A 25,580-nucleotide genomic window follows, 5' to 3' on the forward strand; every position below is an offset into this window, starting at 1 on the left:
CTCAGCGGTACCGGTCGAGGGGGTCCCGGAGCGCCCACTCGTCGGTCGTCGGGTCGAGGTTCGACGGCTCGGTCCCGCTCTCGGTCAGCAGGCCCGCGTGGTACAGCATCGTCTTCAGCTGAAAGACCGTCGGGGAGTGGTACACGTCGCCGTCGGCGAGCGCGTCGGGCCGGAGGTCCCCCTCGTCGTCGAGGACGCGGTTCCGCGCGTCGTCGGTCCCGCGGACGAACAGTTCGACCGTGAACGTCGGGCGGGTGGCGTGGCAGTGGGTGACGAGGTCGACGAGCGACGGGGCGGGCGTGCCGTCGTCGTGCATCGTCTGGAGCGCCGCGACGAGGAGCCCGGTGGCGGGGTAGGCGTAGACGACGCGGCGGGCGAGTTGGCCCCACCGCGGCGCGAGGTCGGCGAAGCGCTGCCGTGAGCGCTTCCAGTCGGCGAAAGCGTCGAGGGCGGCGTCGACCGAGCCGTACTCCCGGAGGGCGAAGCGGACGACCTCCTCGCCGAGCGGGCGCAGCGTCGTCCGGTCGGGGTCGACGGCGATCAGATCGAGGAAGGCCGCGCCCGTCCGGGCCGCGTCGGTGGCTTTGACGACGCGCTCCCCGAGGACCGCCGCGGTGTCGTCGTCGTGGTACAGCGCGAGCGGGTAGGCGAGGTAGTTCTTCGGATGGTTGAGGCCGAAGCTCGCGTCCGCGACGCCCTGCGTGCTGGCCTGGAACCGGATCGCCGCGGCCTCGTCGGCCGTCCGGTTGCCGACGACGCGTGGGGTCACGACGGCGTCGACGCCGCCGTCGCGCTCGACCGCGAGGACGCCGACGTTCAGTTCCCGGGCGAGCGTGCGGTCGGCGCCCGTGAGGGCGGTCGCGGGAGCGGCGAGATACGACGCGTTCGCCTCGTGCAGGCGGTCGTAGGCCTGGACGATGCCCCGCTCCGTGTCGACCGTTCCATCGGTAGTGTGTCCTTTCGCCTCGACGACGACCAGCGGCGAGGCGTCGCCGACGCGGTCGACGGCCAGCAGGTCGGGGGCGAGCGAGCGGACGCCGACGAGGTCGGGGTAGCCGCTGCCGACCCGGACGTGGTTGAACGGGGCGAGCGCCGCGCGGACCGACTCGGGGACCGGTTCGCCGGGGAGCCACTCGTCGGTCGCGAACTGCGTGTCCGCGACCGCGTAGGCCCCCGACTCGTCCGTCTCCGGGAAGAGCCGGCGCTTCGCGTGTGCGAGTACCTGTGGTTCCGGCAGCGTCGTGGCCGCGGCGGTCATGGGCGCCCTTCAGGCGGCGGGGAAAAGAGCGTTCGCCCCGTCACTCCTCGACGATATCGAGGAGGAGGCGGCCGCCGTCGGTCACGTCCCAGCGCACGGTGTCGCCCGGTTCGAGCGCGAGTTCCTCGCGGAACGTCGCCGGAATCTCGACGGTGTAGTCCGCCCCCACCACGGTCACGGTGTCGGTGTCCTCGGTCATCACGAACCACGTGCGTCCGTGCCACTATCAACCCGGCGACCGTCGAGGTCGACGACTCGAGCGAGCAGTGGGACCTGGTGTACCAACCCCGTTACATCTGCCAGCGGGAGTGTCGGCCGGCAGTCCGGACGGCCCCCGAGTCGGTCGGACATCGGAAAGCGCCGACGTACCGGGGTCGCCTGCGCGCGGGTGGCACACAGCCACCCGGAAAACATACGTGTTTTTATACAAATCCGGCATTCTTATCACCTTTCCGAGGGTCAGTAGGAAGTATGGCGTCAGAGAATCACACACAAGAGGGTGCGCTGGTGGACTGGTACGCGACTCGGATCGGGAAGCCAGCGACGAACGGGGAGGCGTACGGGTACTGGCTGTTCGCGCTCGGGTTGTTGCTGGGGATCGTCGGGGTGGTGCTGACGCTCGTCAGTCCGCCGGCCTCGGCCGGTCGGGAGGCGAGTATCGTCGCGGGCGGGACGGGGCTGGTCCTGCTCATCACCGGGCCGATCGTACGGTTACCGCTCCAGAAGATGGCGACGTATCTCGCGTACGTGGGGGTCGCCATCTGTGGCATCTCGCTGGTCTGGTTCGCGATGGTGTACCCGGACGGGTGGAACGTCAACACGGGGAGTCCGACCGTGATGGGGCTGTACGCCGGCGGGCTGGCGGTCATCGGTATCGCCGGCTTCATCATCCCGCTGGCGACCGACCGGGCCGACATCGAGGCCCTCCAGCAGTCCCTGTCGGACACGAAAGCCGACGAGGAAGACCTCGCACGCCGCGTCGACGACCTGCTCGCGACGCTCTCTGACACCGCCGCCGACGAGGAAGATCTCGCACGCCGCGTCACCGAACTCGAGTCGGAACTCGGCGATACCGCGGCAGACGAGGCCGACCTCCAGCGGCGCGTCACCGAACTCCGGGGGATGCTCGCCGACACCGCCGCCGACGAAGAGGACCTCGCGGCGCGGCTCGACCGACTCCACGAGAGCCAGGCCCGCTTCGAGACCTACGAGGATTCGGCCGGCGAGTACCGCTGGCGACTCCGCCACCGCAACGGCAACATCGTCGCCACCAGCGGCGAGGGCTACACCCGCTACCACAACGCACAGAAGGGCATGGCGAGCGTCCGCCGCAACGCGCTCGGGGCCGAGGTCATGCGCATTGAGAGCGAGGACGACCTCGCCGACGAGGAGGCGTTCGAGCCGGCCGTCGAGGCCGAGAGCCAGGCGACGGTCGAGGTCTACGAGGACAAGGGCGGCGACTACCGCTGGCGACTCCGCCACGACAACGGCGAGATCATCGGCGACGGCAGTCAGGGCTACAGCAGCAAGAGTAACGCCAAACGCGCCGTCGAACGGATGCGCGAGCTGGTCGGCCCGGCCGACTACCTCCGGTTCGACCCGACCGCCTTCGAGATCTACCAGGACGCGGCCGGCGGGTGGCGCTGGCGGCTCGTCCACCGGAACGGCAACATCCTCGCCGACTCCGGCGAGGGGTACACCCGCCGCAACGACGCCAACCGCGCCGTCGACCGCATCCGCGACCGCATCGACGACTACGAGTTCGAGGTCTTCGAGGACAACGCCGGCGAGTACCGCTGGCGGCTGGTCGCCAGCAACGACGAGATCGTCGCCGACTCCGGCGAGGGCTACACGGAGCGAAGCGAGGCCGAGAACGCCGTCGACCGCGTCCAGGAGTACGCGCCCGACGCCCGCCGGCTGGAGGTCGGCCGCGCCGCCTTCGAGGTCTACGAGGACAAAGGCGGCGAGTACCGCTGGCGACTCCGCCACCAGAACGGCAACATCCTCGCCGACTCCGGCGAGGGCTACACGGAGCGGACGAGCGCCTACGACGGCATCGAGAGCGTGAAACGCAACGCGCCCAACGCCGACCTCGACGAGTCGGGCGCCTGACCCCGCCGCCGTCGCCGGCCCGCACTACCGGGACCCCTATTTTCCTGGCGTCCCTGTCGGGAGTATGGACAGACGCGAGGTCCGCGAGGCGTGGGACGAGATCTCCGAGACGTACGCTCGCAATCGTGACCCGACGGGGAGCGACGCCGACCTGATCGACGACCTGCTCGCCGCCCTGCCCGCCGATCCGGTCGTCCTCGACGTGGGCTGTGGCGACGGCGCCCGCACGCTGGCGAATCTCCCCGCCGACAGCGTCGGCGTCGACGTCTCCCGGTCGGGGCTGGCACTCGCCCGCGAGACCGTCCCCGACGCCCGCCTCGTCCAGGCCGACATGGTCTCCCTGCCGCTCGCCGCCGACAGCGTCGACGGGATCACCGCCTATCACGCCGTCTTCCACGTCGATAGAACGGACCACCCGGCCGTCTACCGCGAGTTCGCCCGCGTCCTCCGGCCCGGTGGGACGCTGCTGATGACCCTCTCCGGCGGCCGCTTCGAGACCGTCCGCCGCGGCTGGATGGGCGGCCGGATGTTCTTCTCCGCGCCCGGCCGTGACCGCACGCTCGACCAGCTCGACGCGGCCGGCTTCACGAACGTCCGCACCGAGACCGTGAGCGACCCGCTGGGCAGCAGCGCGGAGTTCGTCTTCGCCGACCTGCCCGGCGACGCAGGCGGGCGGACCTCGTAGGGCACCATCGCGACCCGGAAGGAAAATCCGCGGCCGGCCCGCTACCGGACTTCGAGCCACGGCACCTCGACCAGCGGCGGGATGTGGGTCTCGATGTGGTGTTCCCAGACGCCGTCCTCGCCGAAGGCCTCGCCGTGGTCGGCCGTCACGACGACCCGGCCGTCGAGTTCGGCCACCAGGTCGGCGATTGACTCGATCACGATGCGGAGGTTCTCCTCGTACAGTTCCAGCGCCGCGTCTCGCGTGCCGTTTCGGACCAGTTCCGTGGGGTCGAGTTCGAGCCAGAGGCCGGCTTTCTGGGCGAGTTCGCTCCCCTCCAGCAGGGTCTCGACTTTCGGTCGGACGGTGTCGCCGACCGAGAGGAAGCCACCGTCGTCGTCGTCGTCGGCGGCCTCGTCTTGCTTCCGGATACCCTTCTGGATGCGTTTGAGCTTCTGTCCTTTCCCGCGGGCGAGGTAGGGGGCGTGGGGCTGCATATAGTGCAGAACCGTCCGCTCGGCCCGCTCGACGGCAGCGCGGTTGGCCCGGAACGCTTCCGTGATCCCCTCGGGTGGGACCGTCCCGAGGTCGTCGTCCCACCCCGACTTCCACACGTCGAAGACGTCGCTGATGTGCTGTGACGCCGCCCACTCGTAGTCACAGCTGGCGCCCCACTTGAGTTCGTTCAGCGGGATACCCAGATCGTTGATGAACGGATTGCCGGAGAAGTACGCGATATCGTGCTCGTCGGTGAACGTCCGGTAGGCCCACTCGGGTGTCGACGAGCCGTTGCTCCGTCGCTTCTCGAGTTCGCCGTCGAGATATTCGTCGTAGACCTCGCTAAACACGTCGTAGCGACACGCGTCGAGCACCAGACAATAGTCCCACTCGGACTCGAGGAAGCGCTGGTCCTGCATCGATTACGCTCCCCTTACAGACCGTTCTACGTATTTTTACTGATTCCTTTACGCAGGGAAACGGCGAGTCCGTGCCTCGGCGCTCCGGCTTCGCGGCCGTCACGGCCCGCATCAGTCGCTGTCTTCGCGGAACCGGCCCCACACGACGAGCGCGCTCGTCGCGACGACGAGCAGTTGCAGGCCGGAGTTCACGACCGGGAACACGCGTTCGACGTTCTCCGGCTCCGCGCCGCGGGACGGGTCGACGCCGGTCCAGTAGAACCGCGACTGGGTCGTCCCACCACCGGAGCCGCCTGCGACCGGCTCGGGCTGGAGGTCGACGAACGTCTGGACCACCCCCCGCGTCGAGGACAGCCGGACGTGCCCGGAGAACGTGTAGAACTGGTCGACGACGGGATAGAACAGGTTCGTTCCGTTGGTCACGAGGTCGGGGATGATGCCCGCACCGACGAACGCGAGGACTGCGACCGCACCGACCCGGCGGGCGTGGTCGCCGAACAGCCGCGCGAGCATCGAGCCCTCGCGACGGAGGTCGAGGGCGACGAGCGCGGCGAGGACGGCCGCGGCGACGAGCGAGTGCAACAGCGCGCGGTGGACACCCGGCAGGACCAGCGAGGCGAACGTATCGAGGTCCGGGAGCGCGGTCGCGACGAGGACCGCGGCGACGCTCCGTCGGCCGAAGGCCGGCCCGAGCAGGCCAACGGCCAGAAAGCCCGCGAACGCGAGGTGGACCAGTTCCGACGGCACGACCGGACGAACGGGCGCTGTCACCTTCTGTGTGACGCCGGCAGGGGTGACGACACGGCACCGGAGTCGAGCCGTCGGTCGCGGCCCGGGCCGGCCGGTGTCGGTCCGCTGCCCCGTCCAGCACGGCCAGAGACACCCCGGGGAAGATTAATGTGGTATTCGCCAACATATTATGTGGATGGGACTTCTCAATCGTATCGGCATCGGATCGGCCGAGGTCGACACGATACTCGACACGGAGACGGTACAGCCCGGCGACAGCATTCCGGCGCGAATCGAAATCGAGGGCGGGTCGGACGACCAGACGGTCGACGACATCGAACTCGCCGTGATGACGCGGTACGAGGTCGAGACCGACGAGGGGACGTCCTACCGGAACGTCGCCATCACCGAGACGGAGTTGACGAACGGCTTCACCATCGAAGCCGGCGAAGAGCGGACGATGGACGCCGGCGAAATCCGGGTTCCGGAGACCACACCGCCGACACTCGGGAAGACGAAAGTCTGGGTCCAGACGGGGCTCGACATCGACTGGTCGGTCGACCCGACCGACAAGGACGTCCTCGACGTCAGACCGGGGCCGTACCTGTCGGCGCTGACCGAGGCCGTCGAGGGACTCGGCTTCCGGCTCAGCGAGGTCGAGACGGTCAAGGCGTCGGGGTTCGGTCCCCACGAGTTCGCACAGGAGTTCGAGTACCGGCCCACGAGCGGGAGTCGCTACGCCAGTGAACTCGACGAGATCGAACTGTTCCCGGTCCGGCAATCGGATTCGCTCTCCGTGGTCGTGGAGGTGGACAAGGCCGGCATGTCACTGCTGGGGAGCGACGAGAGTCACCACCGGCTGAAGATCGATACGACCGACCCCGACCACATCGCCGGTCAGATCAGCCGCCTCATCGACGAACAGTTGTAGGGCGGCGTCACGGCGTCACACTGAGCACGCGTCAGATTCATATCCGGGCCGCGGAAACCACCCCGAAGTGTCCCCAGACGAGTCGGTCGGGACGGCGAGCGCCGCGGCACCGGCCGTCACGAGTACCCGCGCTCGCCTCGCCCTGCTGGCCGGCGCGAGCCTCCTGTCGGTGTCGTTGGGCGCCTACGAACTCGTCCCGGCGAGCGTCACGCCGCTAATCCGCGACTCGCTGTCCGTCGGTCCCTCGGCGGCCGGCCTCGTCGTCGGCGTCATGTTCGGTACCGCCGTCCTGGCGAGCCTCCCCGCCGGGGTCGTCCTCGACCGGACGAACTCCCGGTGGGCGCTGGTCGCCGCCGTTGCCCTGTTCGTCGTCGCAGGCGCGTGGGGCTGGCAGGCCGCCACGAACGGCGCGTATCTCTCCCTGCTCGGCTCGCGCGTCCTCGGCGGAATCGCCTACGTCGTCGTCTGGAACGCGAGCATCGACGTGGTCGGTCGGTCGTTCACCGCGGACCGGCAGGCGACGGCCGTCGCCACCTTCACCGCCAGCGGTCCCGTCGGCTTCGCCATCGGCCAGGGGACCGGCCCGCTCGTCGCCGACGCCGTCGGCTGGCCGGCCATCTTCCCCGCCTACACCCTGCTGGCCGTCGTCGGGCTGGCGCTGTTCTGGCTCCCCAGCCGCGGAGCCGGCCGCACCGAGGGCGAACCGGCGGCGACCGGGGCCGCTCTCCGACGCGTCGTCACGAACCGCGGCGTCGTACTCGTCGCCCTGCTGGGCTTTCTCGCCTACGGACTCTATCTCTTCGTCAACAGCTGGGCACCCTCCTACCTCACCGAGGAGGTGAAACTGGGGCTGGCTCTCAGCGGGGCTCTGTCCGCGCTCTTCCCCGCGGTCGGCGTCCTCTCGCGGATCACCGGCGGGGTCCTCTCGGACCGGCTGTTCGGCGGCCGCCGCCGTCCCATCGTCCTCGCGGCCTTCCTCGTCGCGACGCCGTTCGTCGCCGGCTTCGCGACCATCAGGCTCGTTCCCGTGCTCGTCGGCGCGCTGCTGATCGCCGGGTTCGCCATCCAGCTCTGTCTCGGGCTCGTGTTCGCGTACGTCCGCGAACTGGTCGCGCCCGAGGTCGCCGCCACGGCCGTCGCCTTCCTGACGAGCGTCGGGCTCGCCGGCGCGTTCGTCGCCCCCATCGCCGGCGGCGCACTCATCGACGCCGCCGGCTACACCCTCGCGTTCGCCGTCGCCGGCGCCGCCGGCCTCGTCGGCGTCGTCCTGGCCTGGTTCGCGCCCGAGCCGAAATGAGTCACGCGCCGAGTCGGTCGCAGAACGCCGCCAGGGAGTCCACCGTGAGCGACGGGTCGGGCCCGAACGAGGGCCACAGGTCGTCGCCGCGGGCGAGGAAGACCCCCTGCATCCCGGCGTGCATCGCCCCCTGGACGTCCATCCAGTGGGCGGTGACGTGTGCGATCCGCTCGGGGGGCGTGTCGACCCGCTCCGCGGCGTGCTCGTACAGTTCCGCGGCGGGCTTGAGCGTCCGCACGTCGTCGGCGCTGACGAGTTCGCCGACGCTGTCCCCGATGCCCGTGGACTCGACGAGCGACGCCAGCATCTCCGGGTTCCCGTTCGAGCAGATCGAGGGCTCGTAGCCGGCCGCCGCCAGCCGCTCGAAGCACCGGGCCACGTCCGCGAAGGGGTCCAGGTCGTGGTACACCGCGGTCCGCTCTCGCGGGTCCACGTCGTCGAGGGCGACGCCCTCCGCACGGAGCGCGTCCCGGAGGGCGTCGACGTGCAGGTCGAAGTACGTCGCGTACTGGTCGAGGTCGTTCGCGACGACCGAGTAAAACAGCGCCCGCTCGCGCCAGTCCCTGGCGACGGCCTCGGGGTCGGCCACGAGGTCCGTCACCGCTTGCGCCGCGGCAGTCGTGTCCACGAGCGTCCCGTATGAGTCGAACAGGACCGTCTCCACCCGGTCGGTATCGAACGCGTCCGTCATACCAGCAACCAGGAGACGGACCCACAAAGCGTTCGCCCCGGCCCGCCCGCAACGGCGACGGCGCCTCTCAGGGCACCCGGAACACCCGCACCGTGTCGCGGTCGGTCGGCTCCCGGAGGAGCTGTGCCAGCCCGCGGTCGGTGAACACGTCCTTCCAGTTCCGGTGATAGAGCGGGAACTCGCCCTCGACGCGGCTCACGTCGACCTCGCCGCGGCCCCGCTGGGGGCTGTTGCCCTCGTTTTCCGCGGTCACGAGCAGGTCGTCCGTGACGCGGACCAGTTCGTCGAACACCCACTCGTCGTCGGGGTGGACGTGCTGGAGCGTCTCCACCGAGTAGACGACGTCGACGGCGTCGTCCGGGTACTCCGGCAGCAACTCTTCCAGCGCGCCGGTCCGGAAGGAGCCCTCCTCGGCCAGCCGAGGGTAGTGCTCGGCCATCACGTCGAAGGCGTCGTCGTTGATGTCGATGCCGGCGAGGTTCTCGAAGCCCTCGTCGAGCAGGTGCGCGAGGTGGCGCCCCGAGCCACAGCCGACTTCGAGGACGGCGGCCCCGGAGTCGGCGTAGTAGTCGAGGACGGTCGCGAGCGTCTCGCTGACCTCGTTGGGACCGATTTCGGCGTAGTACGACGGCGAGAACTTCCCGGCGCGTTCGGCCCAGCCGCGGCGGTTCTCCTCCGGCTCCATACCGTCGGCTCGGACGGCCAGGGAGAAATGCCTTCCCGATTCCGGTCGCCGGTCCACCGCGGACAGTGTCGCAGACTCTGAAACACTGCGGCCCGGGTTAAGTTCCGCCTGGACCAACTATCGGCCGAGATGACACGACAGCCCTCCCACCGGATCGGACGATCCGGCCAGGTCAGACGGACGCACCGGGCCGCCCGAACAGTTCCGCTCGCCGGACGCCGCCCGTTCGACGAGGCCCGCCCGGCGTCCCGCGGTGGTGAGCACGAATGAGGCCGACCGGACGCCACGGCGTCGTCCTCCTTCTGGCCGGCCTGCTGGTCGGCGCGGCGGTCGTCCCGGGCACCGCGGCCGCGGTGGTCCGGGGGAGTCCCGACCTGCAGGTCTCCCTCTCCGACGACACGGTCACAGCCGGGGAGAACGGCCAGCTCGAACTCACGCTGACCAACGAGGGCGACGTCGACGCCGGGTCAGCAGGGAACCCCGCGCTCGCCTCGCAGGTCACGACCGCGCGCGGCGTCGACGTGACCGTCGACGCGGGCGGCACGCCCATCTCGGTCGAGACCGACACCCGGAGCCTCGGTCGCCTCCAGCAGGGCGGCGAGGCACCGCTCGCGTACGGCCTCTCCGTCGACGAGGACGCCACCCCCGGCACGTACACGCTCGACGTGACCGCGGAGTACCGGTACACCTCCTCCATCGCGGAGCGCAACGGCGCCCGTAATCACGAGACCGAGACCCGACACTTCGAGGTCGAGGTCGAAATCGACGACCGCGCCCGGTTCGAGGTCGTCGACACCGACGCGGCCGTCCGGGTCGGCTCGACCGGGACCGTCGGCGTGACGATGCGAAACGTGGGCTCGGAGGCCGCCAGCGACGCGACGGTCGCGCTCGCCTCGGAGAACGGCGACATCACGTTCGGCGAGTCCGGGTCGGCGACCCGCTTCGTCGGCGACTGGGCGCCCGGCGAGACCCGTACCGTCGAGTACGAGGCGGCCGCCGCCGAGAGCGCCGAAATCCAGCGGTACGCCCTCACCGCGACCGCGAACTTCGAGGACGAAGACGGCGTCGAGCGCCAGTCGGAGTCCCTCCCACTGGGGGTCGAGCCGCTGCCCGAACAGCGGTTCCCGGTCGTCGACGCCGAGCATTCTGTCGCGGTCGGCGACACCGGGACGGTCCGGCTGACCCTGGAAAACGACGGCGCCGTGCCCGTGCGCGACGCCACCGTCACCCTCGGCTCGGGGAGTCCCGCGCTCGCGTTCGGCGAGAGCGAGTCGGCGACCCGCTTCGTCGGCGACTGGGCGCCCGGCGAGACCCGTACCGTCGAGTACGACCTGAGCGCGACGGACGCGGCGGAGGCGCGGAGCTACGCGCTCGACGCGACGGTCGACTACGTGACCCCGGACGGCGAGCGGGGGAGCGCCCCGCCCGCGTCGGTCGGCGTGACGCCCGCGCCCGAGCGGGGCTTCACCCTGTCGAACGTCTCGACCGACCTCCGCGTCGGCGAGGAGGGACAGGTCCGCGGAACGATCACCAACGAGGGCGAGACGGCCGCGCGGAACGTCGTGGTGGAGTTCACGACCGAGAACGCGAACGTCAGCCCGCTGGAGACGGCGTACTCCGTTGGCACGCTCGAACCCGGCGAGACCGCCGACTTCGCGTTCACCGCCGAAGTTGGGTCCGCCGCGGACGCCGGCCCCCGGCAGTTCTCCTTCGTCGCCACCTACCGGGACGGCGAGGGCGAGACGCGAACGAGCGACGAACTGCTGACCCGCCAGCGCATCGCTCCGGGCGCCGACACCCTCGCGGTCGAACCGGTCGAGGCGACCTACGCCCCCGGCGGCGGCGGCGAACTCACCGTCCGGGTCACGAACACGGCCGACGAGACGCTGACCGACGTGTCGGCGAACCTCTTCGCAGACGACCCCATCTCGGTCGACGACGGCGAGGCGGTCGTCGCGGAACTCGCCCCCGGCGAATCGACGACGCTGACCTTCGGCGTCTCCGCCGGGAGCGACGCGATAGCGAAGTCCTACCCCGTCTCGGTCGACTTCCAGTACGAGGACGCCGACGGCGACACGCACGTCTCGGACTCCCACCAGGTCCCCGTGACCGTCGCCGAACCGGAGACTGACGGCGGGGGCGGCGGTCTGCCCCTCCCGCTGCTCGGCTTCGGCGCCGTGGGTGTCGTCGGCGTCGGCGTCGTCCTGCGGCGCCGGAGGTAACATGGGCGCTCGAGCCATCGAGTGGGTCGACGACCGCATCGCCGCCCACCCCGGCAAGGTCGCCCTCGTCTTCCTCGCGCTGACGGTCGTGTTCGTCGGTGGGCTGGGGACGCTCGACAGCGAGTCGGGCAGCAGCCAGTTCACCGCCGACCTGGAGAGCGCGGAGGCGATGGAGGAAATCAACCGGGAGTTCGGCGCCAGTTTCGGCGGCGACCCGACGACAGCGAGTACCATCCTCCACGACGGCGGGAACGTCCTCGCCAAGCCCGCGCTCGTCCGGTCGCTCCGGGCACAGGAGCGGCTGGCGGCCCACGACGACCTCCGGGTCACCGGGACCACGAGCGCGGCCGGCGTCGTCGCCACGCGCCTCGACCCGTCGGCGGCGACGCTCGAGGCGAAACGCCGGGCCGTCGAGCGCGCGACGCCGAGCGAGATCGACGCCGCCGTCCGCGAGGCGGCGGCCGCCGACGCCTTCGGGACGACCGTCAGCGAGGACGTCAACGCCGAGAGCGCGACCGCGTCGGCCGCGAAGACGACCGTGACCCACGGCGTCGGCGAGCTCTCGGACAGGGAGCGGCGCGTCCAGGCCGTCGTCGACACCGTCCCCGGCGAGATGCGGGTCCTCGGCGACTCGCCCAACACGATGGCCGACTCGCTGTTGCTGGTCGTCCCGGCGGCGCTCGTGCTCATCGTCGCGTTCCTGATCGTGGCCTTCCGGGACCCGTTCGACCTCTGTCTCGGCGTCCTCTCGCTCGTGATGGCGATCCTGTGGACGTTCGGGGCCACCGGGCTGGTCGGCATCCCGTTCAACATGCTGATGGTCGCGCTCGTCCCGCTTCTGATCGCCGTCGGCGTCGACTTCGGCATCCACTCCATCAACCGCTACCGCGAGGAGCGGGTCGACGGGCGCGGGATCGTGCCCTCGATGCGGACCACGACCGACCAGCTGCTGGTCGCCTTCTTCATCGTCACCGGGACGACGGTCATCGGCTTCCTCTCGAACCTGGCGAGCGCGCTCGAACCCATCCGCGACTTCGGCGTCGTCGCGGCCATCGGGATCGTCGCCACCTTCCTCGTGTTCGGGATCTTCCTGCCCGCGGCGAAGGTGTATCTCGACGGCGTCCGCGAGCGGTACCCCATCCCGGCGTTCGGGCGCACGCCGCTGGGTGCCGACGAATCGGCGTTGAGCCGGGTCCTGAGCAGCGGCGCGGTCGTCGCGAACCGCGCGCCCGCCCTCCTGTTGGCTGTCATGATCGTCGCGACGCTCGGCGCCGGCGTCTACGCGACCGGCATCGGGACCGGCTTCTCCACCGACGACTTCCAGCCCGCGGAAGAGACGCCGGACGCCCTCCAGACCCTGCCCGAGCCGTTCGCACCGCCCGAATCCTACCCATACGTGCGGGACACGAACTTCCGGGACCGCCACTTCGAGTCGTCCGGCCGCGTCATGATGTACGTCCGCGGCCAGCTCGACGAGGATCACGCGCTCGCGGCCATCCACGCCGCGGGCCGTGACCCGCCGGGCGCCGTCGAGCGCGACGGCCGCCAGGCCGAGGCCCGGAGCATCGTGTCCGTCATCGAGAGCCGAGCGGCCGCGGATTCGGAGTTCCGCGCGCTCGTCGCCCGCAACGACGCCGACGACGACGGTATCCCGGACGACAACCTCGACGAGGTCTACGACGCCCTGCTCTCCTCGCCCGCCCGCGACCGGGCGCTCCAGTACGTCGACGCGGACCGGGGGAGCGCGAAGGTGGCCTACACCGTCGACGGCGACGCCGACCCGTCGACGGTCGCGGCCGACGGGGCCGAACTCGCCGCCGAGTACCCCTATCCGGCGACCGCGACCGGCGGAAAGATCATCTGGAACGAGGCCTCGACGCTGATCATGCAGACGGTCGTCCAGAGCCTCGCGATCACGCTCGTCGGCGCCGCGCTCTTTCTCGTGGTCGTCTACTGGGTCCTCGAGGACAGCCCGACGCTCGGGCTCGCCAACGTCGTCCCCATCGCGATGACGGTCACGTTCGTCGTGGCGACGATGCGGTACGTCGGCGTGACCTTCAACGTCTTCAACGCGATGATCCTCTCGCTGACCATCGGGCTGGGGATCGATTACTCGGTCCACGTCACCCACCGCTTCGCCGACGAACTCGAACGGCGCCCGCTCTCCGAGGCGCTCGTCCGGGCCACCCGCGGCACCGGCGGCGCGCTGACCGGGAGCCTCCTCACCACCGTCGGCGGCGTCGGCGTCCTCGTGCTCGCCGTGAACCCCGCGATCGGCGTCTTCGGTCTCCTCACGATGCTCAGCGTCTGCTACGCCTACCTCACCTCGGTGTTCGTCCTCCCGTCGGTGCTCGTCGTCCAGCACCGCGTCGCGTCGTGGTGGCAGGCCGAAACCGGCGACCTGCTCGCCGACCGCCCGGCCGTCACGCCAGGCGACGACTGAGCCGGGCGGACACCGACCGCTGCGGCCGGAGAACGGGCGAGACTGCGGCCGGCGGACTCGCATCCGTTCGCTCCTCGCAGCTCGCAAAACAGGCAGTTCGAATCCGGGAGCGGTGGGGACCGGGGCGGGTCAGAACAGGGCGGAGGGGGGCGGTGGCGACTGCGTCAGAACGCGCCTTCGGCGACGCTCACGAGGCCGTTCCCGACCTCGACGAGCGCGGTCTCGTGGGGGCCGCTCCCGACGAGACACTCGGCGCTGGCCGTGGACTCGTCGTCGATCCGGGCGTCGACGCGGTAGACCGCACGCGGGAGCCGCAGGCTGATGCTCACGGCCGACCCCGGGGGGACCGCGTACGTCTCCCGGAACGTGACGTCGTCGTCGGCGTCCACGAACCGGACCGTCACCTCGTGTGTCCGCTCGCTGTCGTAGTTCCGACAGACGAGACTCTCCTCGTCGACGTACCGGTCCCCGCGGTCGTCGGGGTCGGCGTTCGGTCGCTGTCCGAGTGGTGCTTCGGAGGGCATGTGTGGAGAGACGGCCTCCCCCGTAGTAAACCGTCGAGCAGTGTTTCAGGGTCTGAAACACCGCGAATTGCGGCGGAGTCAGACCGTCCACTCGGTGTCGTCAGCGGCGGCGGACGCTGACGAGGCGGGAGTGGATGCGGGCGACGCGGTCACCGTGATGGCGCCGTCCTCGATCCGGACGGTCAGACGGTCGCGGACGAGGCGGAACTCCTTGCAGTGATGGCCGTCGGGGTCGACGGACGTCTCGGTCGCGACGAGCCCCGCCGATTCGAGGCTGTTGAGCCGGCGGTACACGGTCGGCCGCGACGCCTCGCAGCGTGCCGCCAGTTCCCGGCCGCGCATGGGGCCGGCAGTGAGGGTTGTGAGGAGTTCGCGTGCGTACTCGTCGTCGAGCAGGCTGAGCCGTGTCGGTGCCTCGCTGTCGCTCCGGGACACGAGCGAGTCGTCCGTCGGGTCGGTGCGCCGGTCGTGACGGGGTGAGCGGGGACGCGCTCCGTCGGCAGTCGTCGTCATCGTACTCCGCTCTTTCGCGGCCATCCCCGTAGCCGTCCTGTCACGGTGGACTACCGTGGGACCGCGTGACAGGGCTATTCACATTGACCGCGGCCGGCGAGACGGGGCGGCGGGGCCGTCCGGGGGCGGTTCAAAGCGCGTCGGGGACGGACCTGGCGAGTTCGGGGACGCGGCCGTCGACGACGTGGCCGAACGCGAGCGTGCGGGCGGCACACAACCGCCGGAGCGGTGGGCAGAGAGCGGCGTCGACGCGAGTGCCAGCGGCGTTGCCGTGGCCGGGTAGTAACTCGGTCGACCGGCGCCGGCGTCGGCGTTCGTACGCGTCGAGTGCGTCGTCGATATCGGGCGGCCCGTACGCGAGCGTGTCGGCCAGGACCCACGCATCCTCCACGCCGAGTGCAGCCCGCAGCGGGTTCCCCGGGAGCGTCGTCCGCGCGGCCGGGCCGACGAGCGCGACGCGACCGGGCCGCATCGACGCGGGAACGACGAGCGGGACCCGCCGATACCGGAGCGTATGCTGGTCGAGGCGGGCGAAGGGGTCGCCGGTCGCCGCGAACAGGGGACCGAACAGGCCGCCGAGTTCGTCGACGGACACCGCCGTGGCGGGGGCCGTTTCCACACCCGCGACGAGACGAACGAGTGTGCCGTCGGCCACGGGCACGGTAAACGCGGCGAGGGCGTCGTCCCACGCTTCCGTCGGTGCGTCGGGCGACGGCACCCCGTCCGGCCACTCGAACGCCCAGGTGTGGACGCTCCGTGCCGTCGGGGTGGCCTCCCGCGTCCACAGGAGCGACCGGTCGGTCGTGACGACCGTGTCGAAGGGCTCGTCGATACCGGACTCGAACGTCGCACTGACGCCGTCCGCGGTCGGCTCGATGTCCGTCACCGGACGCTCGGCCGTTCGGAGACGGCCGCGCAGTTGCCGGTCGAGTAGCGCCCGGAGCCGGGACCGCCGGACGGCGACGAGCGACGGGCGGGCGTCGCCGTTTCGCATCCACGACTGCGCCGCGTCGGGACGCGCCAGGCGGTCCAGCGGCGTGCCAAGTCGTTCGACCGGCCGCCGGAGCCCGATCCGTTCGAGCAGCGCCAGGCCCGGCTCCCAGAGCGTGACCAGGGGCGACCGCGTGCGCTCGCTCGACGCGGACGCGAGCACCGGATCGAACCCCGCCTGCCCGAGGAACCCGGCCGTCGCCGCGGCGGCGAGGCCGTCGCCGACGACCAGTATCTGCCGGTCCCGCGGCCGAGCGGTCGCCGGCGATCGCCCCCGTTCGTCCCCGGCAGGGCCCCGTTCGCTTCGGTCGGCGGACGAGAGTGGTCCGACCATCCGTTCAGTCGAGTCGTCCCGTGGTCGAGCGTTCGGAGTCGGTCGGCGCGGTCCACTGTCGGTGGGGCGGGTGTCTCGTCATGGGTCGAGCTACGACGGACGCCACCGTAAACCGGCGGCGCGTGTTTCTGACACAGCAACAGGCCCCACCGACCGCATCCGCGACGGGATCGCGTCCCGCGGTTTCGAGGGGGCAGTCAATATGCATAGCCCCGTCGCACGGCGCCGGGCAGTCAGTGTTTCCATCACGGTTGGGAGGATGGGTGTCGTTGACCGATACGATGACGGCACACCGCAGCCCACCCCGGACGGACGGCCCCACCGACGAACGGGGTCTCCCGGCCGAACAGCACGGTCCGACCCACGAGCCGGCCGACGAATCGGTCGCCGGCGACCGACCGACGGCGGCAGCGGCCGACGACCTCCTGGCCCTCCTCGGCGACGAGTACGCGTGTGACATCCTGCGTGCGCTCGCCGACGGGCCGCTGCCGGCCAGGGACCTCATCGAGCGCCACGGGATGTCCCGGACGACGGTCTACCGGCGCCTCGACCGGCTGACCGACGCCGGCATCGTCGACTCCAGGCTGCGGCCCGCGAGCGACGGCCACCACCGGCGGGAGTTCCACCTCGCCGTCGACGAGATCGAGTTCCAGGTCGGTGCGGACGGCGTCGACGGTGCCGTCCGTGGGACCGACACCGCGAGCGACTGACGTCACGGCGGCCCCGTCATCGCGCTGGCGCCCGCACTCGGCGCTCCCGTCGCACCCGCTGACGCTCGGCCCTCCTCCGGTTCCCCCACGCGTTCGGCCCTCCCTCTTGTCCCCCGACACTCGGCCCGCTCCCCCACGCGTTCGGCCCTCGCCGACGGCCGCACTGCCCGACGCCGCCACGCGCCCTGGGTCCGTCCCCGCGGACCGTGCTACGCCGGCGTGTCGGACGCCGAGCCGAACAGCAGGTCGAACACCTTCCCCTCGCCGAGCCGGATGTGTTTGTTCACCGTCGGCTGCGTGATGCCGAGCGTCGCCGCGACCTCCTCGCCGCTGCTCTCGCGCGGCCACTCGAAGTAGCCCATCGCGTGAGCCGTCTCCAGCGCCTCGTACTGGCGGTCGCTCAGCCGGCGCTGGAGGCGGCTCCGCATCTCGCTCGGGGTCGCGTCCGTCTCGTGGTGCTGGCGCTGTGCGGTGAGTTCGAGCGCCGGGAACTCCTCGCGGAGGCGGTCGACGATGGTCCGCGTGTCCGCCTCCTTTGGGAGTTCGACGACCAGTTCGACGCCCCCGTCGGTCGCCCGGCCGCGCCGGAGGACGCCCCCGTACTCCGAGATCAGGGCGCCGAACCAGGACGACCCGCGGCGTTCGAGGACCGCCTCGCCGTCCCCCTCCGAGACGACCTCGACCTCGCCCGGCAGCGTCTCGACGGCCGTCTCGTCGACGTCGGCCGGGACGTCGTCCCGGAGCGTGTAGTAGACGCTGACCGAGCCGTCCTGGCGCCGGATGGTCCGCTCGTGGCGGACCCGGCAGCCCGTTTCCCGCGCCAGGCGGGCGAACGGGAGGTCCATGTCGGTCCCCCGGAACTCCAGTTCGAGGGTGTCGTCGGACTCCAGGGCGCGCTGGCGCTCGATGGCCGTGATCGCGTAGCCGATGGACGTACCGAGCTGTGCGAGCACCTCTCGCACCCGGTCGCCGAAGGCGTCCGGCTCGTCGGCGGCGACGGTGAGCACGCCGTAGGTGATCCCGCCGTAGGCGAGCGGGACGGCACACACCGAGCCGACGCCCGTCTTGAGGAGGAGCTGTCGCCAGTCGCTCCGCCTCCCCCCGCCCACGAGGTCGTTGACGACGCGTGGCTCGCCCGTCTCCCAGACCTCGACCGCCGGGTGCGTGTCGGTCCCGTCGGGCCGCTCGCCGTCGAGCGCCCGCTCGGCGTCGTCGCGGTCGATACCGGCGACCGTCCGCGGCGTCAGGCGGTCGGTACCGACCTCCGCCGCGACGATCCAGGCCGCCTCGAAGGGGTCGACGTCGACCAGTTCCGCACAGACCGCGTTCTGAATCCCCTGTCTCGACGACTGCGTGGTGATGGCGGCCTCGACGCGGCGGGTCAGCTCCGTGATCGCCTCCAGCCGGCGGGCCCGCTCGGTCTGGGCTTCGAGTTCCGCCCGCCGGCTCTCGAGCTGTCGCTCCCCGCGCAACCGGTTCAGCGCGGCTTCGAGCGTCGCCGCGAGGATGCTCGCCGCGTCCGTGTCGAACGCCTCCCCGGTCCGCCAGACCGCGAGCACGCCGTTGCCGCCCAGCGGGAACAGCAGCGCCTCCCGGCCCGCGCCCACGTCGAGGGCTGGTGCCTCGTCGACGGTGACGCGGTGCATCGTCTCGCCGACGAACGCCTCCCAGGCGCGGGTGTCGTCGGCACTGACCGTCGGGAGGTCGCCCGGGGCCGGCACCGCGGGCCCGGTCGCCGTCGGATCGAGTTCGGCGGTCTCCTCGTCGTATCGGTAGACCGCGGTGGCGGGGATGTCGAAGACGTCCGCGGCGGCGGTGACCGCCACGTCCCCGGCGTCGGTGACGGTGTCGGCCGTCGTCAGGGCCGCGGTCGCGTCGTGGAACGACTCCAGGGTCCGCTCGCGCTCCTTCCGGTCGGTCACGTCGCGGCTGACGATGACGACCCGCGAGACGCCGTCGTCCCACTCCGTCGGGTAGAAATCGGAGTGGACCCACCGGACCTCGCCGTCGGGCCGCTCGATGCGGTACTCCCGGCTGTACCGGTCCGGGGCAGTGCCGCGCTCGACCTCGTCGGTGATTCGGTCGACGAACGCCCGATACCCGTCGTAATCGTCGGGGTGGAGCGTCCCGAAAAATCCCTCCTCGTAGGTCTCGTGGAGGCCCTCCAGCGACTGGCCCCAGATCGTCTCGTAGCCGGAACTGACGAACTCCGGTGCCGGCCGCGGTTCGCTCAGTTCCGCGGCCGGCGCGAGGAAGATCGCCTCGTCGATGCGGTCGACGATGGCCTCGAGCCGGCGCTGGCTCTCGCGTGACTGCCGGGCGCGGTGGACCCGTTCCAGCGCGCTCGCGACGTGGCCGGCGAGTACCCCCGTCACGTCGACGAGGTAGGACGCGTAGTCCTCGCGGCCTCGCTCGCCCGCCGCCAGCAGCCCGTGGTCACCCAGCGAGACGATGATCGACGCGTCGAGCGGGTTGTGGTCGTGATGCTCGCTCGGGTCGTACGTCGTCGCCGCGTCGCGCTCGAAGGCCGCGTACTCCCAGTCGCCGGCCGTAAACGGGACCGGTCCGTCGGGCATCTCTTCGACCGGCTCCGTCCCGGCGACGTACGTGAGCCGTTCGGCGTCGTCGTCGTGGCGCCAGCAGGCGGTCATCGGCAGGCCGAGCACGTCACGTGCCGTCTCGACGGCGATCCGATACACCTCGTCGGTCGTCTCGGCGCCCTGGAGCCGCTCGGTGGCCGTCTGGAGCTGTTCGACCGTCCGCTCCCGCTCGCGCCGTTCCGTCACGTCCCGGAAGTTCGCCATCGTCGCCGGCTCGCCCTCGTGCTGGATGCGCGACACCGAGAGTTCGAGCGTGATCCGCTCGCCCGTCTTCGTCTCGACCTCGACGTCGTACTGGTTGGGCGGCGACTCGCCGGCGACGCGGCGCTCGTACCGTTCCTCGACGAGTTCCCGCGAGGCCGGCGTGAACACGTCCTGGAACGGCATGTCGAGCAGTTCCGCCTCGTCGTAGCCGGTGATCTCACAGAAGCGGTCGTTGACGAACACGTACTGGCCGTCCCTGACGACGACGACGGCGTCGGTGCTCTGCTCGACCAGCGTCGTGTACTTCTGTCGCTCCTCCTCGATGGCCCGCTCGCGCCGTTTTCGCTCCGTGATGTCGGTGTACCAGACGTAGGCGTGGTGCGAGTCGTTGCTCTCGAAGGGGAGGACCCGGAGGATGAAATCGCGGACGCCGTCGGCGGTCTCCCGGCGGACCTCCGCCTCGACCGGTTCGCCCGCGAGGGTCTGCTCCCGGATTCGCTCGTAGCCCGCCCGCTCCTCGTCGGGGACGATGACGTCGGCGATGGGGCGGTCCGCGACGCGCTCGGCTTCGAACCCGAAGGCGTCCTCGAAGGCTGAGTTGACCTCGGTAATGTAGGGGTCGCCGTCCGTGAACTCGACGGCCATGATCGGGTCCGGCGTGTTCTCGAACAGGACCGAGCGGCGGTCGCGTTCGGCCGCCAGCCGCCGCTGGCGCTCGCGGCGCTCGGTCACGTCCGTCGTCAGCCCGACGTAGGAGTAGTCGTTGTCCTCCTCGAGGAGCGGGTAGCCGGTCCAGTGGAACCACCGCGTCTCGCCGTCCGGCCGCTGGAACCGGAACTCGAACTGGTAGCTGTCGTCGGCCTCGCCGGCGAGGATGTCCTCGACCATCGCGCCCACGTCCGACACGTACCCGTCCCGGTCCGCCGGATGGATGCACTCGACGAACCGCTCGGGGTCGTACAGTTCTTCGACCGGAATCCCGGTCAGGTCCTCGTAGACCGGGTTGAGGTACGCCGGCTCGGTCTCGCCCTCGGGGACGAGCATCACGCCGGCGTCGATCCGCTCGACGATGGTCTGGAACCGGGCCTCCGTCTCCCTGCGCTCGGAGACGTCACGCACGCTGGCGAGGACGCGCTCGGTCCCGCGGAACGCCGCCAGCGTCAGGTGAACTTCGACCGGGTAGGTCTCGCCGTTTTTCCGTTCGCCGCGCCACTCGAACAGCTGTGCCCCCTCCTCGGGGACCTGCTCGATCAGTTCGCGTGCCCGGTCGTAGGTGTACTCGGCGTCCGACGCGGTGACGAGGCTGACGGGTTCGCCCACGAGTTCGTCGTGGTCGTAACCGGTCATCTCGCAGAACCGGGCGTTGGCGTCGACGATTTCGCCCGTCTCGGGCTCGTGGACCACCAGCCCGTCCGAGACGTTCTCGAACAGTTCGCGGTAGGTCCGTTCGAGCTCGCGGCGCTCGGTGACGTCCTCGGCGATCCCGACGTACCAGTCGTCGCCGGTCTCGTTCGTGACCGGATAGCCGTTCGCGAGGACCCACCGGACCTCGCCGTCCGGCTGCTCGACGCGGAACTCGAACTCGTAGCTCTCCGCCGGCTCTCCCGCCCTGATGTCCTCGCGCATCGCCGCGAAGTCGGCCTCGAACGCCTCGCGGTCCCGCGGGTCGATCCCCTCGATGAAAGCGGTCGCGTCCTCGTACAGCTCCGCGACCGGGCGGCCCCAGACCGCCTCGTACGCCCCGTTGACGTACTCGATCTCCGAGAAGTCCTCGTTGGCGACGTAGACGATCTCGTCGACGTTCTCCGCGACCAGCCGGAACTGGTCGTCGCTGGCGAACGGCGACGCGGCCGATTCGTCGGTCGCGCTCGCCGCGTCCTGCGCCACGTCGTCGGTGTTCGCGGTGTCCGCCCCCGCGTCGGTCGCGTCCGCGGTGGCGGTTCCCGAGACGTACTCGGCGATACGGGTCGTGACGGCCGCGGGGTCGGTCTCGGTCAGCGACCGGGGGAGGTAGTCGGTCGCGCCGGCCTCGATTGCCGTCGGCACGACCGCCTCGAAGTCGCCGGCGACGAGCACGACGACCGGCAGCCCCGGCCGCCGGGCCGTGGCACGGTCGACGAGCCCGTCCCACGAGTCGGTAGTCGCCTGGTCGATCAACAGACAGTCGGTAGTGTCGAGCGCGTCCGGGAGGGCTCCCGGCGGTGTCCTCGTCAGTTCGAGCGACGTGCCGGCGTCGGCTCCCGCCGTCCCGAGCCGGGACGCGATCTCGTCGTCCCCTACCACAGCCACCCGACGTGATTGACGCGTAGATGTCATCGGTGGCGCATCCTATTGTTCGGACGGAGGATGCGCGACCGGATAAAATCCCCCACACGTTCGCGGCGACGAGGGGCGTTGGCGGTGGCTGGGACGGTGTTTCCGGTTCGGAAACAGTGCGGCCCGGTATATGCGGCTGGAGCGCCGAGTGCCTGTCACAGATGGCACAAAGCGCGTTCCCGATGGGGCCGTCCGACGTCGACCCGGAGCAGGAACCGACCGTCGTCTCGCTCGACGACGCCGACGCGATGATCGAGGCACTGGCCTCGGAGACGAGACGACGGATCGTGGCGGCCCTGGGCGAGGAGCCGATGCCTCCCTCGGGGGTCGCCGAGGCGGTCGACACGTCCCTCCAGAACGTCGTCTACCACCTCGATACGCTGACCGATGTCGGACTCGTCGAGGTCGTCGAGACCGGGTACTCCGCCCGCGGCGCCGAGATGGACCTGTACGCACCCGCGGCCGCCCCCGTCGTCATCTGCGTCGGCGACGAGCGCAGCGAACGACTCGTCGCCAGCGCCGTCGACGACGAGCCGACCCCCGCCGTCTCCCCCACCAGTTCCGACTGATCGATGTGGCCCCGCCCGACACCGACCAGCGTCCCGGGTAGTCGGCAATAACATCCGGTTTCGGGTCGACCTCGTCGCCCGGGGACGTAAACGGACGCACGGACGGTCGAACACGTCGAACTGGCCGCAGTGGTCACGCGTCGAGCCTGCCGGTGGGGTGGATGGAAGAGCGGTCGTCACTGGTCCCCGTCGCTGCCCTGTCCGTCGCCGCCCGGAGGAGAACACATGATCGGAACCAGACTCAACACGGTCCTCGTAGCCCTCGTGGTGGTCTCCGTCGTCGGCACCGCCGGCGCGACGCTGTTCTACGAACACCGTGTCGACACGGCACAGCAACAGGTCGAACAGGCCCGCGAACGGAACGCCGAGCTCAATCAATCCCTTCAGCAGGTACGTGGCCGTCTCGACGCGGCGCGCGACCAGCTCCGCGACCTCAACGCCAGCGTCTCTGCGCGGACGACCGACGTCGTCTCCCTGACCGAGTCGCTGAACGAGACGGAGACGGAACTGAACGAAACCGAGCAGACCCTCTCGGAAGCGCGGCGGTCCCTCTCGGCCGCGGAGGCGACCATCGAGGACCTGGAAGCGGAGAACGACCAGCTCTCGACGCGAGTCCGGAATCTCGAATCGGAGACCGAACGCCTCCAGTCCGAGGCCGACGAGCTCAGAACGCGGGTCGAGGACCTCCAGGAGCGAAACACCGAACTGGAGATCACGCTCGAACGGCGGTCGGACCTGCTCGACGAGAAAAACGGGACTATCGAGGACCAGGAGGAGACCATCGTCGACCTCGAAGACGATCTGGAGGACGCCGAGACGGACATCCAGTACGTCTGTAACAACGCAAACACCACGGGGAAACCCAACGTCCAGGCCCGGTGTGACGACTACGAGTGAACCGGGCAGCTGGCAGCGTCGAACGGCGGACGCGTCAGAACGTGAGGATCTCGTAGTCGTCGTCGACGAGCGACCGGACGCTCGGGTGGCCGTCGTGGTCGTCCAGGCGGGCGACGCCGGCGTCGGTCACCGCGTCGTCGACGCCGAACGCGCCGGCACAGAAGTCACAGGCGGCGGCGTCGTCCCGGACGGCCCGGTAGAGTTCGTGGTAGTCGCTGTCCGGGTCCTCGAGCTCGGGAATCCACTGCGTCCCGGCCCCGTCGAAGATGACCTCCACCTCGTCGCCGTCGGTCTCGGCGAACTCCTTTGCCGCTTCCAGCCCGTTGACGAGTCGGCCAGTGTCCGCGTGCGATTCCGTTCCCGCGAGGATGACGATTGCTGCGTTAGCCATTGCAGGTGACGAGACGATATCGGGTTACAAATAGACCCTCTAACGCCGCGGTAACCCGGTCACGCCGACGTTACGGCGGGTGACCTCAGTGGTCGTGCTGGTGGTCGTGGTCGCCGCCGCGGGTGAACCGCCCGGAGAAGGCCCGCTGGACGACTTCCGGCAGCGCCGGATGGATGTGGACCGCGTCCTGGATGGCCTGGATCGTGCCCGACCCCGATTGCATCACGACGACGACCTCCTGGACGAGCGTCGAGGCCTCGGGACCGATGACGTGACAGCCGAGGATCTCGCCGTCAAGGTCGATGATGGCCTTCACGAACCCCTCGGCTTTCATCGCGTCGCCGCGGGCGGTGTCCTCGTAGCGGTAGGTGTTGGTCGCGTAGTCGCGGCCCGCGGCGCGGAGGTCCTGCTCCAGCGCACCCACGCCGGCGACTTCGGGTGAGGCGAAGACGGCGAAGGGCATCGCGCTGTAGTCGACCGCTTCGAGTTCGTCGCGGACGAGGTTCCGGGCGACCGTCCGGGCCTCGTGGTTGGCGCTGTGTTTCAGGAGGAACTCGCCGACGATGTCGCCCAGCGCCCAGACGCCGTCCGCGCTCGTCCGCAGGTACTCGTCGGTCTCGACGAACCCCCGGTCGTCGGTCTCGATACCGGCGGCGTCGACGTTCAGCGTGTCCGTGTTCGGCCGGCGGCCGGCCGCCACGAGGAGTTCGTCGCCCGTCACCGCGACCGGCTCCGCGCCCGTGACGACGCCGCCGTCGTCGCCGTACTCGTAAGGCCGTGCCTCGACGGTGATTTCGCCGTTCGCCTCCGAGGCCGCAGTGACTTCGTGGCCGGTGTGGACGGTGAAGCGGTCGCGGTAGCGGTCGGTGAACGCCTCGGCGACCGCCTCGTCGGCCTCCGGGAGGAGGTGTGGCCGGCGGCCGACGATGGTCACGTCGCTCCCGAAGGTCCCGAAGAAGTGGCCGAGTTCCGCCGCGATGTAGCCGCCGCCGACGACGACGAGACGGTCGGGCGGCGATTCGAGCCGCAGCGCCTCCTTGCTCGTGAGATAGTCCACGTCCTCGATACCGTCGATGTCCGGAATCGCGGGCCTGGTGCCGGCCGCGACCAGCACCGTCTCGGCGCGGATTTCGGCGCCGTCGTCGTCGCCGCCGTCGACCTCGACCGTCCGCTCGTCCACGAAGCGGGCCTCGCCGTCGTAGAGCGTGTGCCGGTCCGAGGAGGAGAGGCCCCGCCGAATCGAGGCCGCGTCCTCGCTCACGTCGTCGTTGATCTCCGCGACGAACGCCGCGAAGTCCACGTCCCCGACCTCGACGTCGATACCGAACTCGCCGGCGCGTTCGACGGTCTCCAGCACGTCGGCGTGGTACAGCAGCATCTTCGAGGGGATACAGCCGCGGTTGAGACAGGTGCCGCCGAGCGGCCCCTTCTCGACGACGGCGACGGACTGCCCCTGGTTCGCGACCGCGTTCGCCACGTCGAGTCCCGAACCCGAGCCGATGACCAGGAAGTCGAACTCGTCCATGACGGAGCTACGGTCGCGCGCTCCTTGAAGCCCCAGTTACCTCCAGGTGAGCGCTCGA

At 70.5% G+C, this 25,580-nt stretch carries 21 protein-coding genes; 9 read left to right on the plus strand and 12 right to left on the minus strand.

The window, feature by feature from the left end:
* Position 1: 1 nt before the first annotated feature.
* Both MUG96_RS18615 and MUG96_RS18620 read right to left on the minus strand, forming a co-directional pair.
* A complete protein-coding gene (locus MUG96_RS18615) occupies positions 2–1,258 on the minus strand; it encodes a hypothetical protein (RefSeq protein WP_246985245.1) in 1,257 nt (418 codons plus the stop codon).
* Positions 1,259–1,298: 40 nt separating this feature from the next.
* Positions 1,299–1,457 carry an AbrB/MazE/SpoVT family DNA-binding domain-containing protein gene (locus MUG96_RS18620; RefSeq protein WP_246985247.1) on the minus strand — a complete coding sequence of 53 codons (159 nt, stop codon included), beginning with the start codon at positions 1,455–1,457 and terminating at the stop codon, positions 1,299–1,301.
* 272 nt (positions 1,458–1,729) lie between these two features.
* Here MUG96_RS18620 and MUG96_RS18625 point away from each other — a divergent pair, with 272 nt between their 5' ends.
* Both MUG96_RS18625 and MUG96_RS18630 read left to right on the plus strand, forming a co-directional pair.
* Positions 1,730–3,370, plus strand: a complete 1,641-nt coding sequence (locus tag MUG96_RS18625; protein ID WP_246985249.1) for an HVO_2922 family protein — start codon at positions 1,730–1,732, stop codon at positions 3,368–3,370.
* A gap of 64 nt (positions 3,371–3,434) precedes the next feature.
* Entirely contained in the window at positions 3,435–4,055 is a 621-nt protein-coding gene (locus tag MUG96_RS18630) for a class I SAM-dependent methyltransferase (RefSeq protein WP_246985252.1), read from the plus strand.
* A 41-nt stretch (positions 4,056–4,096) separates the two neighbouring features.
* Here the strand turns inward: MUG96_RS18630 and MUG96_RS18635 are convergent, their stop codons facing one another.
* Together MUG96_RS18635 and MUG96_RS18640 are read right to left on the minus strand one after the other, a co-directional pair.
* Positions 4,097–4,951 carry a hypothetical protein gene (locus tag MUG96_RS18635; RefSeq protein WP_246985254.1) on the minus strand — a complete coding sequence of 285 codons (855 nt, stop codon included), beginning with the start codon at positions 4,949–4,951 and terminating at the stop codon, positions 4,097–4,099.
* 111 nt (positions 4,952–5,062) lie between these two features.
* Complete coding sequence (locus MUG96_RS18640; protein ID WP_246985256.1) at positions 5,063–5,698, minus strand: metal-dependent hydrolase; 636 nt, start codon at positions 5,696–5,698, stop codon at positions 5,063–5,065.
* 178 nt (positions 5,699–5,876) lie between these two features.
* Here MUG96_RS18640 and MUG96_RS18645 point away from each other — a divergent pair, with 178 nt between their 5' ends.
* Together MUG96_RS18645 and MUG96_RS18650 are read left to right on the plus strand one after the other, a co-directional pair.
* Positions 5,877–6,611, plus strand: coding sequence for a sporulation protein (locus tag MUG96_RS18645; protein ID WP_246985258.1), 735 nt, complete (start codon positions 5,877–5,879; stop codon positions 6,609–6,611).
* A 67-nt stretch (positions 6,612–6,678) separates the two neighbouring features.
* Positions 6,679–7,908: an MFS transporter gene (locus MUG96_RS18650; protein ID WP_373221978.1), complete on the plus strand. Its 1,230-nt coding sequence runs from the start codon at positions 6,679–6,681 to the stop codon at positions 7,906–7,908.
* Position 7,909: 1 nt separating this feature from the next.
* On the opposite strand, the gene MUG96_RS18655 is transcribed toward MUG96_RS18650, so the two are convergent.
* Together MUG96_RS18655 and MUG96_RS18660 are read right to left on the minus strand one after the other, a co-directional pair.
* Positions 7,910–8,599 (minus strand): haloacid dehalogenase type II, encoded by a 690-nt coding sequence (locus tag MUG96_RS18655; RefSeq protein ID WP_246985260.1) that lies wholly within the window; start codon positions 8,597–8,599, stop codon positions 7,910–7,912.
* Between the two features lie 67 nt (positions 8,600–8,666).
* Complete coding sequence (locus tag MUG96_RS18660; RefSeq protein WP_246985261.1) at positions 8,667–9,284, minus strand: class I SAM-dependent methyltransferase; 618 nt, start codon at positions 9,282–9,284, stop codon at positions 8,667–8,669.
* Positions 9,285–9,550: 266 nt separating this feature from the next.
* Here MUG96_RS18660 and MUG96_RS18665 point away from each other — a divergent pair, with 266 nt between their 5' ends.
* Positions 9,551–11,506, plus strand: coding sequence for a COG1361 S-layer family protein (locus MUG96_RS18665; protein WP_246985263.1), 1,956 nt, complete (start codon positions 9,551–9,553; stop codon positions 11,504–11,506).
* Between the two features lies 1 nt (position 11,507).
* The gene (locus tag MUG96_RS18670; protein ID WP_246985265.1) at positions 11,508–13,949 is read left to right on the plus strand and encodes an efflux RND transporter permease subunit; all 2,442 of its coding nucleotides are present in this window, start codon (positions 11,508–11,510) and stop codon (positions 13,947–13,949) included.
* Positions 13,950–14,113: 164 nt separating this feature from the next.
* Here MUG96_RS18670 and MUG96_RS18675 read toward each other — a convergent pair whose 3' ends face one another.
* The 3 genes from MUG96_RS18675 to MUG96_RS18685 all read right to left on the minus strand — a co-directional run bounded on the left by MUG96_RS18675 (position 14,114) and on the right by MUG96_RS18685 (position 16,310).
* Positions 14,114–14,473: an Ig-like domain-containing protein gene (locus tag MUG96_RS18675; RefSeq protein WP_246985267.1), complete on the minus strand. Its 360-nt coding sequence runs from the start codon at positions 14,471–14,473 to the stop codon at positions 14,114–14,116.
* Positions 14,474–14,551: 78 nt separating this feature from the next.
* Positions 14,552–14,986 (minus strand): ArsR/SmtB family transcription factor, encoded by a 435-nt coding sequence (locus MUG96_RS18680; RefSeq protein WP_246985269.1) that lies wholly within the window; start codon positions 14,984–14,986, stop codon positions 14,552–14,554.
* A gap of 130 nt (positions 14,987–15,116) precedes the next feature.
* On the minus strand, positions 15,117–16,310 hold the full coding sequence (locus MUG96_RS18685; protein ID WP_246985270.1) for an FAD-dependent oxidoreductase: 1,194 nt from the start codon (positions 16,308–16,310) through the stop codon (positions 15,117–15,119).
* A 281-nt stretch (positions 16,311–16,591) separates the two neighbouring features.
* Between MUG96_RS18685 and MUG96_RS18690 the strand changes: the two genes are divergently transcribed.
* Positions 16,592–17,020, plus strand: a complete 429-nt coding sequence (locus tag MUG96_RS18690) for an ArsR/SmtB family transcription factor (protein ID WP_246985271.1) — start codon at positions 16,592–16,594, stop codon at positions 17,018–17,020.
* A 209-nt stretch (positions 17,021–17,229) separates the two neighbouring features.
* On the opposite strand, the gene MUG96_RS18695 is transcribed toward MUG96_RS18690, so the two are convergent.
* Positions 17,230–22,107, minus strand: coding sequence for a PAS domain S-box protein (locus tag MUG96_RS18695; RefSeq protein ID WP_246985272.1), 4,878 nt, complete (start codon positions 22,105–22,107; stop codon positions 17,230–17,232).
* 194 nt (positions 22,108–22,301) lie between these two features.
* Between MUG96_RS18695 and MUG96_RS18700 the strand changes: the two genes are divergently transcribed.
* Both MUG96_RS18700 and MUG96_RS18705 read left to right on the plus strand, forming a co-directional pair.
* Positions 22,302–22,709 carry an ArsR/SmtB family transcription factor gene (locus MUG96_RS18700; RefSeq protein WP_246985273.1) on the plus strand — a complete coding sequence of 136 codons (408 nt, stop codon included), beginning with the start codon at positions 22,302–22,304 and terminating at the stop codon, positions 22,707–22,709.
* A 225-nt stretch (positions 22,710–22,934) separates the two neighbouring features.
* Entirely contained in the window at positions 22,935–23,606 is a 672-nt protein-coding gene (locus tag MUG96_RS18705; protein WP_246985274.1) for a hypothetical protein, read from the plus strand.
* Between the two features lie 34 nt (positions 23,607–23,640).
* On the opposite strand, the gene MUG96_RS18710 is transcribed toward MUG96_RS18705, so the two are convergent.
* Positions 23,641–23,997 (minus strand): hypothetical protein, encoded by a 357-nt coding sequence (locus MUG96_RS18710; RefSeq protein WP_246985275.1) that lies wholly within the window; start codon positions 23,995–23,997, stop codon positions 23,641–23,643.
* A gap of 85 nt (positions 23,998–24,082) precedes the next feature.
* Positions 24,083–25,522, minus strand: a complete 1,440-nt coding sequence (locus tag MUG96_RS18715; protein WP_246985276.1) for a dihydrolipoyl dehydrogenase — start codon at positions 25,520–25,522, stop codon at positions 24,083–24,085.
* Between the last annotated feature and the right edge of the window lie 58 nt (positions 25,523–25,580).

Source organism: Halorientalis marina (assembly GCF_023028345.1).
GTDB lineage: Archaea > Halobacteriota > Halobacteria > Halobacteriales > Haloarculaceae > Halorientalis > Halorientalis marina.

Coding starts and splice junctions, on each gene's coding strand:
- MUG96_RS18615 (WP_246985245.1), bottom strand. CDS start 1,258: ATGACCGCCGCGGCCACGACGCTGCCGGAACCACAGGTACTCGCACAC.
- MUG96_RS18620 (WP_246985247.1), bottom strand. CDS start 1,457: ATGACCGAGGACACCGACACCGTGACCGTGGTGGGGGCGGACTACACC.
- MUG96_RS18625 (WP_246985249.1), top strand. CDS start 1,730: ATGGCGTCAGAGAATCACACACAAGAGGGTGCGCTGGTGGACTGGTAC.
- MUG96_RS18630 (WP_246985252.1), top strand. CDS start 3,435: ATGGACAGACGCGAGGTCCGCGAGGCGTGGGACGAGATCTCCGAGACG.
- MUG96_RS18635 (WP_246985254.1), bottom strand. CDS start 4,951: ATGCAGGACCAGCGCTTCCTCGAGTCCGAGTGGGACTATTGTCTGGTG.
- MUG96_RS18645 (WP_246985258.1), top strand. CDS start 5,877: ATGGGACTTCTCAATCGTATCGGCATCGGATCGGCCGAGGTCGACACG.
- MUG96_RS18655 (WP_246985260.1), bottom strand. CDS start 8,599: ATGACGGACGCGTTCGATACCGACCGGGTGGAGACGGTCCTGTTCGAC.
- MUG96_RS18660 (WP_246985261.1), bottom strand. CDS start 9,284: ATGGAGCCGGAGGAGAACCGCCGCGGCTGGGCCGAACGCGCCGGGAAG.
- MUG96_RS18665 (WP_246985263.1), top strand. CDS start 9,551: ATGAGGCCGACCGGACGCCACGGCGTCGTCCTCCTTCTGGCCGGCCTG.
- MUG96_RS18670 (WP_246985265.1), top strand. CDS start 11,508: ATGGGCGCTCGAGCCATCGAGTGGGTCGACGACCGCATCGCCGCCCAC.
- MUG96_RS18675 (WP_246985267.1), bottom strand. CDS start 14,473: ATGCCCTCCGAAGCACCACTCGGACAGCGACCGAACGCCGACCCCGAC.
- MUG96_RS18680 (WP_246985269.1), bottom strand. CDS start 14,986: ATGACGACGACTGCCGACGGAGCGCGTCCCCGCTCACCCCGTCACGAC.
- MUG96_RS18685 (WP_246985270.1), bottom strand. CDS start 16,310: ATGGTCGGACCACTCTCGTCCGCCGACCGAAGCGAACGGGGCCCTGCC.
- MUG96_RS18690 (WP_246985271.1), top strand. CDS start 16,592: ATGACGGCACACCGCAGCCCACCCCGGACGGACGGCCCCACCGACGAA.
- MUG96_RS18700 (WP_246985273.1), top strand. CDS start 22,302: ATGGCACAAAGCGCGTTCCCGATGGGGCCGTCCGACGTCGACCCGGAG.
- MUG96_RS18705 (WP_246985274.1), top strand. CDS start 22,935: ATGATCGGAACCAGACTCAACACGGTCCTCGTAGCCCTCGTGGTGGTC.
- MUG96_RS18710 (WP_246985275.1), bottom strand. CDS start 23,997: ATGGCTAACGCAGCAATCGTCATCCTCGCGGGAACGGAATCGCACGCG.
- MUG96_RS18715 (WP_246985276.1), bottom strand. CDS start 25,522: ATGGACGAGTTCGACTTCCTGGTCATCGGCTCGGGTTCGGGACTCGAC.